The sequence below is a fragment of the Tuberibacillus calidus DSM 17572 genome, assembly GCF_000430685.1.
GTDB classification, from domain to species: Bacteria; Bacillota; Bacilli; order Bacillales; family Sporolactobacillaceae; genus Tuberibacillus; species Tuberibacillus calidus.
On record NZ_AUMM01000011.1, the window covers coordinates 72077 to 84734 of the forward strand.

Annotated in this window: 11 protein-coding genes; all 11 read right to left on the minus strand. The window is 46.6% G+C overall.

What is annotated here, in order from left to right; translation table 11 throughout:
• Window positions 1-6: 6 nt before the first annotated feature.
• Window positions 7-408, minus strand: a complete 402-nt coding sequence (locus tag H532_RS0104470; RefSeq protein ID WP_027724506.1) for a MerR family transcriptional regulator — start codon at window positions 406-408, stop codon at window positions 7-9.
• A gap of 90 nt (window positions 409-498) precedes the next feature.
• The gene (locus H532_RS0104475) at window positions 499-1716 is read right to left on the minus strand and encodes a methionine gamma-lyase family protein (protein ID WP_245566404.1); all 1218 of its coding nucleotides are present in this window, start codon (window positions 1714-1716) and stop codon (window positions 499-501) included.
• Between the two features lie 34 nt (window positions 1717-1750).
• Window positions 1751-3001, minus strand: coding sequence for a GTPase HflX (gene hflX, locus H532_RS17815; RefSeq protein ID WP_051263134.1), 1251 nt, complete (start codon window positions 2999-3001; stop codon window positions 1751-1753).
• A 50-nt stretch (window positions 3002-3051) separates the two neighbouring features.
• Window positions 3052-4041, minus strand: a complete 990-nt coding sequence (gene spoVK, locus H532_RS17820) for a stage V sporulation protein K (protein WP_051263135.1) — start codon at window positions 4039-4041, stop codon at window positions 3052-3054.
• A gap of 182 nt (window positions 4042-4223) precedes the next feature.
• Window positions 4224-4454 carry an RNA chaperone Hfq gene (gene hfq, locus H532_RS0104490; RefSeq protein WP_027724508.1) on the minus strand — a complete coding sequence of 77 codons (231 nt, stop codon included), beginning with the start codon at window positions 4452-4454 and terminating at the stop codon, window positions 4224-4226.
• A 42-nt stretch (window positions 4455-4496) separates the two neighbouring features.
• Complete coding sequence (miaA, locus tag H532_RS0104495) at window positions 4497-5417, minus strand: tRNA (adenosine(37)-N6)-dimethylallyltransferase MiaA (RefSeq protein ID WP_027724509.1); 921 nt, start codon at window positions 5415-5417, stop codon at window positions 4497-4499.
• Between the two features lie 69 nt (window positions 5418-5486).
• Window positions 5487-7397 (minus strand): DNA mismatch repair endonuclease MutL, encoded by a 1911-nt coding sequence (gene mutL, locus H532_RS0104500; RefSeq protein ID WP_027724510.1) that lies wholly within the window; start codon window positions 7395-7397, stop codon window positions 5487-5489.
• Window positions 7398-7418: 21 nt separating this feature from the next.
• On the minus strand, window positions 7419-10010 hold the full coding sequence (gene mutS, locus H532_RS0104505) for a DNA mismatch repair protein MutS (RefSeq protein WP_027724511.1): 2592 nt from the start codon (window positions 10008-10010) through the stop codon (window positions 7419-7421).
• A 226-nt stretch (window positions 10011-10236) separates the two neighbouring features.
• Entirely contained in the window at window positions 10237-10788 is a 552-nt protein-coding gene (cotE, locus tag H532_RS0104515) for an outer spore coat protein CotE (protein ID WP_027724512.1), read from the minus strand.
• Window positions 10789-11029: 241 nt separating this feature from the next.
• A complete protein-coding gene (locus H532_RS0104520; RefSeq protein WP_027724513.1) occupies window positions 11030-12085 on the minus strand; it encodes a M42 family metallopeptidase in 1056 nt (351 codons plus the stop codon).
• 308 nt (window positions 12086-12393) lie between these two features.
• Window positions 12394-12658 (minus strand): group II intron maturase-specific domain-containing protein (locus H532_RS0104525; protein ID WP_027724514.1); only part of this gene is annotated, 265 nt, incomplete at its 5' end.

Consider the following 12658-nt stretch of genomic DNA (forward strand, 5'->3'; position numbering starts at 1 on the left):
GGTGTCTTAGTGGAAAAATCGTGATAGTTCACCTTGAATCAGATTGGTGCGGCCAATTTTACTTGGGTCAAAAAGTTCCCGTCGCATCAGCTTAAAGAGCACATCGTCGCTTAACTCTTGCTTTTTGGTTGGCTCTATTTTCACCGGAATTGGTCGTTCGTCTTGCGCTTTTTCTCCGAGAACATGTTTGATGCCGGCCAAATTCACGCCTTTATCCAAAAGTTTCTTAATTTCCAAGAGCCGTTCAACATCGTTAAAGGAGAACAACCGACGATTGCCATTTGTCCGTTCGGGATGAATGAGTTGATGTTCTTCATAATAACGGATCTGCCGAGCGCTCAAACCGGTCAGTTTCCCAACAATGCTCATGGAAAATAACGGCGTGTTTCGGCGAATGCTATCATCCATAAGACACCCTCCTTCCTGCTAAAATTATTATATGTCATGACATTAAATACGTCAACACATGTTAGCTTTTCTGACACAAAAAATTAGAAATCAAACCAATTGTTTTTCCATCAAAACTTTCAAAGCATTCATGACAGCAAGCTTAACATGGATGAACGTTAATCCGCCTTGGACAAACGCCATATAAGGGGGGCGTAAAGGGCCGTCCGCTGTCAATTCGATGCTTGAACCTTGGACGAATGTACCGCTAGCCATGATCACTTCATCGTCATATCCTGGCATAGGGCTTGGGACCGGCAACACATGAGCATTGACGGGACTCGTTGCTTGGATCGCTTGACAAAAGGCGATCATACGCTCGCGATCGTGAAAAATGATGGATTGGACGAGGTCAGTTCTTGGGTCATTCCACTTTGGTTCCGCAAGCAGCCCTACCTCTTCAAGAATTCTTGACGCAAACACCGCGCCCTTTAACGCCTCGGCCGTCGTATGAGGGGCAAGAAACAGCCCTTGAAACATGGGTTTCAATGCATCGCCGGTTGGCCCGACTTCTTTGCCGAGGCCAGGAGCTGAAAGCCGTTCGGCCGCTTTATCGACCCATTTCTTACGTCCCACGAGATAACCCCCGCTTGGCACGAGACCAGCACCGGGGTTTTTAATGAGTGACCCGGCAACGAGATCCGCCCCAACATGTGTGGGTTCCCGATCTTCCACAAATTCCCCATAACAATTATCGATAAAAAGGCAAACGTGTGGATGGTCATCTTTTATAGCTTTTATCGCTTCTTTTATATGGTTAATGGAGAGCGACGGACGGCAGGCATAACCCCGTGAACGCTGGATGGCGACCATCTTCGTTTGGGAAGTGATCGCTTGATTGACCCGAGCGATGTCAATCTTCCCATCTTCAAGCTCTATTACGCGACACGTAATGCCGAAATCGGCTAATGACCCGTCACCGCCTGGTCTGAGACCAATGACGCCTTCTAACGTGTCATATGGCCGCCCGGTGATATATAAAAGTTCATCATCAGGGCGCAAGACACCAAATAAAGCTAAAGTAATCGCGTGAGTGCCTGACATAATTTGCGGGCGGACGAGCGCGCTTTCTGCACCAAAAACATCAGCGTAAACAGCTTCAAGCGTTTCACGACCAAAATCGTCGTACCCATAGCCCGTCGTCCCTTGAAAATGAGCATCGCTCACTTTATGACGCCGGAAACTTTCCAATACACGGCGTTGATTTTCTTCTTCAACAGCCTCAATTCGCTGGAAAAGGGGCAAAATGTCTCGCATCGCTTTCTCCATCAAGTCGCTCAATCGTTGTTCGATCACTATCTTTTCATTGATCATCATGCCTATCTTCCCTTCCATTTAAAAACGCATAAAGCGGAGACGATTTCCAGACAAAGCCGCTAACCCCGTAAGTGCGATCGGATTCATGCCACGATTTTTCGGTGATAATGGTTTCTTCATAAAGACGTGACAAAAAGCTGCCTTCTTTAGCTGGTACACTTATGTAATAGGGCACGGATTGCTCGATCATCGCTTTTTCAATGGCCATTTTAACTTTTTCAATATCCTGTGCGTCAAAAGCAGAAATCTTGAGCCCGTCCACAATCACCGCCTCTGCATGAGCCACTTTATCCTTTTTGTTATATAACAAAAGCTGTGGAATCGTCCCCGCTCCGAGCTCATTAAGGAGCTTGTCCACTGTTTCCATATGTTGTTGCCGATCGGGATGAGACCAGTCGACGACGTGAATCAATAGATGTGCTTCCCGCACTTCTTCCAATGTCGAGCGAAACGCGGCAATCAGTGTGGTTGGCAAGTGCTGGATAAATCCGACGGTGTCTGTCATTAAGGCGGTATAACCAGATGGCGTTCGGAATTTCCGCGTTAACGGATCAAGGGTTGCAAATAATTGATTTTCTTCGTAGGCCGAACTTTCGGTCAAACGATTAAAAAGCGTCGATTTACCCGCATTGGTATAGCCTACCAAAGCGATTTGAAACCATTGCTTGTTTCGCCTCTCTTCCCGATAACGGTCACGGTGCCTTGTTACGGCTTCTAATTGTTTTTTGATTTCGCTGATCCGCCGACGGATATGACGCCGGTCGGTTTCCAACTGGGTTTCACCAGGGCCGCGCGTACCGATGCCGCCGCCAAGGCGCGACATCACATGGCCGAATCCGGAAAGACGTGGCAATAAATATTCCAACTGCGCAAGTTCCACTTGCAATCGGCCTTCACGTGAGCGGGCGCGCCCGGCAAAAATATCTAATATGAGCTGTGTGCGGTCGATCACTTTGATTTGCAAGCGTTCCGCGATGTTGGCTTGTTGGCTCGGTGAGAGTTCATCGTTAAAAATGACCGCATCGACTTCCCATTCTTGACATAACCGATAAAGCTCTTCCAATTTCCCACTGCCAATATATGTTGCCGGGTCGCGTTTTTCTTTCGTTTGGGTTAACACCCCGGCAACCGAAGCGCCGGCCGTTTCGGTTAACCGCTTCAGTTCCTCCATTGAATAGCTAAAAGCGGTTTCGTCACTTCTTGGATCGTAACGTCCCACTAAAATCACTTTTTCCATGTTTTCACACCCTTAATGATTTGGAAGGAGGCCAAAGCCTCCTTATTGCTTCATTCAGAAAAGAACACGCGATCATCCAGAGTTTCCGCTTCGGTTTCCGAGTGACGGGAAGACGTATCATCAAACGTCAGGTCAACCGCCCGAATGGTCATCAATGATTCCCGATCGAATGCGCCTTCGCGTAAGCAGCGAACCGCTTGACGGCGAATGCTTTTCTCAATAATATTGCGGACATAACGCCCGTTGCTAAAATCTCTTTCATTTTCTGCTACTTTTTGTTTCAAATGCCTGTTCAGTTTCCATCGAGCTTCCGTTGTCAGTTTATACTCTCGATCTTGAAGCATTTGTTCGGATATTGAGAATAATTCTTGATCGGTATAGTTTGGAAAGGTAATAATAATCGGAAAACGCGAAGGCAGTCCGGGATTCATTTTCATAAATCGATCCATTTCTTTGGAATAACCGGCAAGGATTAATATAAAGTCATCTTTTTTATCTTCCATATGTTTGACCAATGTGTCAATGGCTTCCTTTCCAAAATCTTTTTCACCGCCCCGAGCCAAGGAGTAAGCTTCATCCACAAATAAGATGCCGCCTTGCGCCTTCTTAATTAAATCACGGGTTTTCTGTGCCGTCTGACCAATGTATTCTCCGACGAGGTCAGCCCGTTCCGCCTCAATCAGATGCCCTTTGGCTAAGATGCCCATTTCGGCGAACAATTCACCGAGGAGGCGGGCAACGGTCGTTTTTCCCGTTCCAGGGTTTCCCTTAAAAAGCATGTGAAGGGTTTGCGTTTCAGCTTTTAATTGATATTGTTTGCGCAAGCGATTAATGTAGAGCCAAGCATAGATTTCTCGTATCGTTTTTTTGACCTCTTCCAATCCGATCAGTCGCTTCATTTTCGCTTCAATCTGGTCCAAGGGGTAGTGTCGCGATTCTCCTTCACGCTTGACGGCCACAGGCGGGGTTCCGTCGCGTTTTTGTTGATTGAACACCACGTTTATTTGGCCTTTATTTCGGATAGTGATCGAATCTGACACTAAGTTCACCTCACAGTTTCTGTGGAAAGTCGACTGCCATCGGATCCAATCGTGCCGTTTAAAAAACCTCTGAGAGCGCCACGCATTTTTCGCCCATAATACAACATATGATTTCGCGGAAATAAATAAACGCCCGTTTAAAATGAAAACAACCTCCGGGCATGGCCAGAGGTTGTTTTCACTTATTCTTCGCCCTGGTTAAAATTGACGGGCTTTGATGGTGCGAATGTGGAAATCGCATGCTTGAAAATCAATTGCTGCTTGCCTTCACTTTCAATGAGAACCGTGAAGTTATCAAAGCCTTTAACCAATCCTTTAAGCTGAAACCCGTTGAGCAAAAATACGGTGACATATGTCCCCTCTTTTCTCAACTGGTTTAAAAAGCTGTCCTGGATATTCACTGTTTGTTTCATCGACCGCGATCCTCCTCGTTTCTCTATACTCTTTAATTTCGACTAAAGTGTCAACTTTCCTGCTATAAAATCTAGGATTTTTGAAAAGTTTATTTTGGCTTCACTCGCATCAAACCAGGTCACGGGCATCTGATGACGAAACCACGTCATTTGCCTTTTCGCAAACCGCCTCGTGTTCCGTTTAATGAGGCTTATGGCTTCCGGCAAGGTGAGTTCCCCGTCAAAATACCGAAACAATTCTTTATAACCAATCGATTGGACGGATTGACATCCGCTTAAACCGCGGTCATAGAGGTCTTTCGCTTCCTGGATTAGCCCCTTATCGATCATCTCATCCACTCGACGATTAATTCTGTTATACAGGTCGGTTCGGTCCATTGTCAAGCCGACCACCGCTGTTTCATAAAGCGGCACGGGACCAGCGGAAGGCGCGTGACCTCCACCTTTTCCGGACATCGCCTTTTCTAACGCGCGGATAACGCGTTTGACGTTATTCGGATGGATTTTTTCAGCGGCTTTCGGATCCATGTCCAATAGTTTGCGATATAAGACCTCATGCCCTTCCCGTTTTGCCCATTCCGATAAGGCTTCGCGAAGCTCAGGATCTTCACCTTGATCATCGAATCGGTAATCATACAGCGCGGCTTTTATGTATAGCCCGGTCCCGCCGACGATGATCGGCAGTTTTCCTCGATCGGTGATCGCTTGGATCTCTTGTCGGGCTTTTTGTTGATAATCAGCCACTGTAAACGGCGCCTCCGGCGGAACGATGTCGATCAAATGATGGGGGATGAGAGCTGCTTCTTCCTTTGTTACTTTGGCCGTTCCAATATTTAAATCTCGATAGACTTGTGAAGCATCCCCATTGATGATCTCTCCGGACAATGCCTGTGCTAATTGAATGCCGAGTGCCGTTTTCCCAACGGCTGTTGGGCCAACAACGACTGCCACTTTGGTTTTCATTTGCATCACGCCTTCCGGAGGCATTGGTTTTATTGTATAAAATTTCCGTATAGAAAACAAGCAGATCTTCTACATCACTCGTTTAAACATTTTCTCCAACTCATACGAAGAAAAATGGATGATCACTGGCCGCCCATGCGGGCAAGTAAACGGATCTTGCGCTTGAGCCAAATCATTTAATAAGGCTTCCATCTCATCCATGCGCAAATAACGATTCGCTTTGATCGAGCGTTTGCACGAGAGCGTGATAGCCAGATTTTCACGAAGCTCTTTGACGCTGACGTTTTTGTTCTCTAAAAGGCACTGAATGATCAAATCGATCGTCTCTTCCTCTCTCCCTTTAGGAAGCCAGATTGGATGTGCGCGCAGTCGATACGTATATGTCCCGAAAGGCTCCAATTGAAAGCCAAGCCCTTCCAAGAACGCGAGATGTTGTTCAATGACAGCTCCTTCTGCCGCAGAAAATTCAAAGGTCATAGGGAGGAGCAATTCTTGAATTTCATGGTCCGTGCGCGCCACTTTTTCCCTATAAAACTCGTATTTTATGCGCTCTTGAGCCGCATGCTGGTCAATAATGTACAGGCCGTTTTCATTTTGCGCCAAAATATAGGTGCCATGGAGCTGACCGATCGGATACATCCGGCTAAAACGGCGTGGTGTGTCCTGATCCTTTGTATCATTCCGGCTAGGCTCATCCACCTGTGTTTCTAAAGGCCTTTTCTCAACTCGTTGGTGTGTGAATGTCCACGGTTCAATGTTTTCTTTCGTTGGTGCATCCTGTCTCTCGGGTTGTTGCCGCGTCAATGGTTGAACTTGGTCGCTTGCTTCCTCTTGGGGCTGAGAGATGGAAGGTTCACCCTTTGACAATGGCAAAGTTTCTCGTATCGTTTGAGCATCGCTGCGTCCGTTTTTATTCGGCCAGCCGAAATCGAGAACCTGCTGTTCGGATGGTTCGCTTTTATGCCGCGGTTTAAGAACGGTTTCGGGAATTAACTGTTCTTTATGAAAAGCGGTGCGAATGGCATCTTCCAGCAAATGACATAAATCTTGTTCTTTGCTAATGCGCGCCTCTAATTTTGCCGGATGGACATTGACATCAATTAAGTTCGGGTCGGTTTCTATATATATGACGCAAATCGGATACCGTCCAATCGGCAGTAACGTATGGTACCCACGAATCACCGCATCAAATAAGCCATAGTGACGAATATAGCGGCCATTAATAAATAGGTAAACATACTGCCTCCCCGCCCGCGTTATTTCGGGTTTAACGGCAAGCCCCTTTATAGTGAAATCAAGGGATTGTCCGGAAAAGGGAATGGCGAGCCTTGCGGTTTGCACACCATAAATGGCGCTTAGCACTTGGCGAGGGTCACCACTTCCCGTCGTTTTCAGCAAAACCTTCCCGTCGTGCGTCAAGGTAAAGCGAACTTCCGGGTGGGACAATGCTAACCGGTTCATGAGATCGGTGATTTTGGCAAGCTCGGTATGGATCGTTTTTAAATGTTTCAAGCGCGCAGGCGTATTATAAAATAATTGGTTAACGGTAAGGATGGTGCCCTTTCGCCCGGAAGCAGCACCTTTTTCGGTGACAGCTCCCGCTTCTAGCACAAGCCTCCGGCCCGGGCCGCGACCGGTTCCTGTTTCCAAAGTGACGTGAGAAACGGAGGCGATGCTCGCCAAAGCCTCACCTCGAAAACCTAAAGTCCGAATATGAAAGAGATCTTTTTCGTCCTGGATTTTACTGGTGGCATGCCGTTCAAAGGCAATCTCACAATCTTCCGGTTCAAATCCGTCCCCGTTATCTGTCACCTTGATTTCCCGTAAACCGGCTTCTTGCACATCGACTTGAATGGTGGAGGCATGGGCGTCAAGGGCATTTTCCACCAATTCTTTTACAATAGAAGCTGGCCGTTCGACAACTTCACCTGCGGCAATCAGGTTTGCCAGTTTCTCGTCCATCTTTTTGATGCGTCCCATGCGCCTCCCCCTTTCTTTTGCCTAATTTTTTACCTTTTGGTGTAATTCGTAGAGGATATTCATCGCTTCCATTGGGGTCATATTTAAGAGATCAATAGAGCCAAGGCGTTCGAGAATCGCTTTATGCTTCTTTGATAACGCAGCCTTTGGCTTATTTTCTTCCGGGAAAAAGCTGAGTTGACGGTCTTCTTTCCAACGATCGAGCTGTTTTTCGTGAATAACGGTCGGGGCTTTTGGCTGTGACCCACCTTCGAGCTCGGCTAAAAAAATCTGTGCCTTTTCAATGACGGCCTCCGGCAACCCTGCCAGTTTGGCCACATGAATGCCGTAACTTTTATCGGCATGACCGTCCATCACTTTATGGAGAAAGACGACATGTCCGTTTTCTTCCATGGCGTCGACATGGACATTTCGCAAATGGGCCAGCGTTTGAGCCAAGTCGGTCAATTCATGATAATGGGTGGAAAACAGCGTCTTGGCACCGATGTGGTCATGAATGTATTCGATGATTGCACGGGCTATGGCAATGCCATCATAAGTCGACGTCCCACGGCCGATTTCATCAAGCAGTATCAAGCTGCGTGATGTCGCCCGATGCAAGGCCTCTTCGGCTTCCGCCATTTCCACCATGAACGTGCTCTGTCCGGAAACGAGGTCGTCCGAAGCGCCAATCCGCGTAAAAATTTGATCAAAGATCATGATTTCGGCTTCCTCACACGGTACAAAACAGCCGATTTGCGCCATGATGGCGACAAGGGCGGTTTGTCTCATGAACGTGCTTTTCCCACCCATGTTCGGCCCGGTAATGAGTAAGATGTGACAATCTTCATCCATAAGGACGTCGTTAGCGACATAAACGCCTTCGCGCATCACCCGCTCCACAACGGGGTGGCGCCCACCGATAATTTTAATGCGAGGAGCGTCTGTAAAGGTCGGCCGCGTGTAACCATACTCATCGCTTACGGTCGCAAAGCTTTGTAAGACATCGAGTGTGGCAATCGCACGTGCCAAAGACTGCAGACGCTTTGCCTCAGCTTTAATCGTTTCGCGGATCGATTGAAACAGTTCATATTCCAGCTCAATAATGCGTTCTTCGGCTTCAAGAATTAATTTTTCTTTTTCTTTCAACTCCGGAGTGATGAACCGTTCCGCATTGGCGAGGGTTTGTTTGCGTTCGTACCGGCCTTCGGGGAGAAGTTTCAAATTCGCCCGCGTCACTTCAATATAATAGCCGAAAACCTTGTTGTAACCGACTTTAAGCGATTTGATGCCTGTTTTTTCTCGCTCGGCTTGCTCAAGTTCTGCAATCCATGTTTTCCCGTTTCTTGCGGCATGTCGGTATTCATCTAGTTGTTGGTTATAGCCGTCGCGAATCATGCCACCTTCTTTAACGGAAAAAGGTGGGTCTTCTACAATTGCCTGCTCAATCAAAACGCGGATATCCGAACAGGGATCCATAAGACGTGCGGTTTCCTGAAGCGCTGGATTTGGAATGGCTTGTAGCGTTTGTATAACATCAGGAATTTGTTCCAAAGAACGCTTGAGTTGCACGAGCTCCCTTGCGTTGACATTGCCGAAAGAAATGCGTCCGACTAAACGCTCCAAGTCATAGATTTGCCGGAAGCGCTCGCGCAATGTTTGTCTCTCAAAAAAAGCATGAATCAGCGCTTCGACCGAATCGAATCGTTGTTCGATTTTTGCCCGATCAATAAGCGGCTTTTCCAACCACTGTTTCAGGAGCCGTCCGCCCATGGCCGTCATCGTTTGATCCAAAACCCATAAAAGCGTGCCGCGTTTTTTCCCGTCCCTAAGCGTATGTACTAATTCCAAGTTTTTTCTTGCCCCAGTATTGAGGACCATATAATCTTGCAAGGCATATGGCACTGTCGGCTGCAGATGGCTGAGCGCCTGATATCTTGAACGGATGAGATACTGCAGAAGTTTTCCGAGCGCCTTTATCGGTCCTTCTTCCGTCAATTGTTCGGCGACGGGCAATAATGACTCTGGGATCGCTTCTTCTTCTTCGTGAGATATGGTCAAAGCATTTAACGCTTTCATTTGGTCAATATACTCAGACGGAAAGTTTTTCGCAACGATGACCTCGCGCAATCCCCAGGCAGCGATTTCGCGGTTTGCCTCTTCAAATCCAAAAGCCGTGCAGGCCTTTGATTCACCGGTCGTTAAATCTAAAAACGCTAAACCGAAAGTCCCATCCGCCGTTTGACTGATGGCGCCAATATAATTGTTTTTTTTCGGATCTAAGGCGTTTTCTTCCATAACGGTCCCTGGGGTAATTAAACGGGTGACTTCCCTTTTCACAACGCCTTTAGCTTGTTTAGGGTCTTCCATTTGTTCACAAATGGCGACTTTATATCCTTTTTCAATAAGTCTTGCAATATAGCTTTCCGCTGCATGATAGGGAACACCGCACATTGGGATGCGTTCCTCGCCGCCACCATCCCGGGAAGTCAATGTGATCTCGAGTTCAGCGGCTGCGCGGACAGCGTCATCAAAAAACATTTCATAAAAATCGCCGAGCCTGAAAAATAAAAAGGCGTCTTGATAATCTTTTTTCACCGATAGGTACTGTTGTATCATCGGAGTATATGGCATGATGATCATCCTTTTATTCGCGGTGTTTCGACATCTATTATAACATAGATGATAGGAATGAAGGGTTGATCATCGGTGTTGTGTCAGAAAGTTTACTATGGAAAACTTGTCCATAGCCATCCTCGAGCCTTCGTTGTCCTTATGCTGGCCGGATAAAGATAGATTTTACATAAAAAAATTAGGGCCAGATCCCATAAAAATGGAAGTGCCGGCCCCCCGCAAATGACTATTCTTCGACTTCCCCTACAAGGAACTCGGAATCGAGTTCATCCAACGCCTCATCAAGGTCATCTTCCCAATCCTCATCAATGGCGGAATCCGCATCCACATTGACTCTCACCTTGGTTTCACCGATGAGTTCGACTTGCATTTCTTTTTCAACTTGGACGATGATTTTATTGCCGTTCGGTGAAATGTTCGTTTCCAAGCTGCTTGGTTCTTGAAGTGTGTGTGCATAGACTTCCAGACGATCGGAGATCACATTTCGGTCTTTAATCGTGAGTGCAATTTCATCGCGATATGTGAAAGTTTCTGAGACGACCTCCGTTTTGGTATTGTTGTTGTAGGAGTACCAAACGTTTATGTCATAGCTGCCTTCAACAATGACCGCATCTTTTTGGTAATGAGGACGGAATTTATGATTGATCACCCAGCAACCGAGTATACTAGATGGTTTATGTGTCGGTGTAATCGTGTGGGCGTTTTGGCTGAATTTCTTCCCCTTGCCACATACCGCTTTTGTAATGATTTCCCTGTAGTTGTAATCCGTCTCAGCCACGACTCGATAACCTCCTTTACTTTCTTCTCTGTCATGGTATGCGGGGCGAATAACCAGTGTGCCAATATTTTTGGGGAAATACCCTAATCTTTAGGCTGGTGCTGGGCTGCTTACAAAACGCTTGCGAGTTCTAGAACAAAGCCCTAGGACTTCGTCGTATGGATATTTTATTCATGAATAGATTCATGACACCATTCATTTGTTTGAAAATAAAAAAAACTCCCAATCAATAGGGAGTTCATTAGGCTTCGAGGATTTCCGATTGCAAATAATAATAAATTAAATCACCGGTGTGACAGAGCGATTCTTGATGTGTCCTTTCAAAAGCGTGGGAAGCGTCTATCCCTGGTCCTATCAAACCATGGATCAGATCGTAACCCGCGCGGACGGCAGCTGAAGCATCAGAGGCATAGTAGGGATAAATATCAATTTTATAGTTTAGCTGATATTTTTCCGCCAAAGCCACAAGATGTTTTCTTAAACCGTAATGGTACGGACCGCTCGCATCTTTCGCGCAAATCGATACGGTATACTCATCCGTCGCTTGGCCGTCACCGATCGCTCCCATATCCACGGCTAAATATTCGACCGTCTCAGGGGTGATGTTGGAATTTCCGCCGAAGCCGATTTCTTCATTGTTCGAGATGAGAAAATGCGTTGTATACGGCAATGTCATCCCGCGTTCTTTGAGGATTTTTATGACATGGAGCAAAATGGCAACACTCGCTTTATCATCGAGATGGCGCGATTTCACAAAACCGCTGTCAGTTGTGACAAAACCCGGATCGAAGGAGACGAAGTCACCAACTTGAATGCCTAGTGCCTCGGTTTCTTCCTTGCTCGTTACCTTTTCGTCAATGCGCACTTCGATGTTCTCATCGCTGCGTTCCGCTTTGCCAGCGTCTCTGTATACATGTGTTGAGGTTTGATGGATTAAAATCGTCCCTGTATACGTTTTACCGGAGGCGGTTTCAATTTGGCAATATTCGCCTTCTACCATGTTCCACGGAAAGCCACCGATTTTGGTCAAGCGCAAGCGGCCATCGCTTTTAATTTCTTTAACCATCGCCCCAAGCGTATCGACATGAGCGGTCAAAAAGCGATGTTTTGTGTCATCTTTTCCGGGTATGGTCGCCAATAAGCCGCCTTTGTTGTTCCTTTTCGTTTTAATGCCCAATTCTTTTAAGTAGGTTTCTACATATTGAATGGCCTTGCCGGCATTTCCCGATGGACTCGGAATGTTCACTAAGTCGCGAATGATTTGGATGATTTCGGAACCGCAAACCACATGTGTCATCTTGTGACCTCCCTTTTCAACTATGTAAAAATCAAGACAATCTTTATTATAAAGGCCATTCGAAAAACTTTAAACCTTTTAGAGAGAAAACTTAGTTCTGCAAAAGAAAAAATGGCTCGGCGAAGACTTTTGGGCATAGGCAGAGCCTTTATTACCCTTCGGCTGACCCGAAAATGTAGACAGAGCCTAAAAGCCCTTATGCTGGGCTGAGAAACCACCTACTTTCTGACCAAATCGAGTAGGAGGGGGTGACTAACCCCCGACCTCTCACACCACCGTACGTACGGTTCCGTATACGGCGGTTTCATTTAAGTCCAACGCATCGTTTGATATCGATTAAATAGACTCTTCAGCCCTTGGTGAATCCAGTATTGTTCACCAAGGGCTTTATGCAAGATAGGGGATTTGGCTATTCGCCAATACGCCTTTCTTGTGTTTGCCCATTCCCATGCTTTACCTCGCTTAATGCCAAGTCTTATCAAATTCTTGTACTTGGTTTGAACTTTCTTCCATTCTTTCCAGCGTATCATGCGCAACCTTCTTCTTATCCAACCATCCAGTGCTTTGAATATG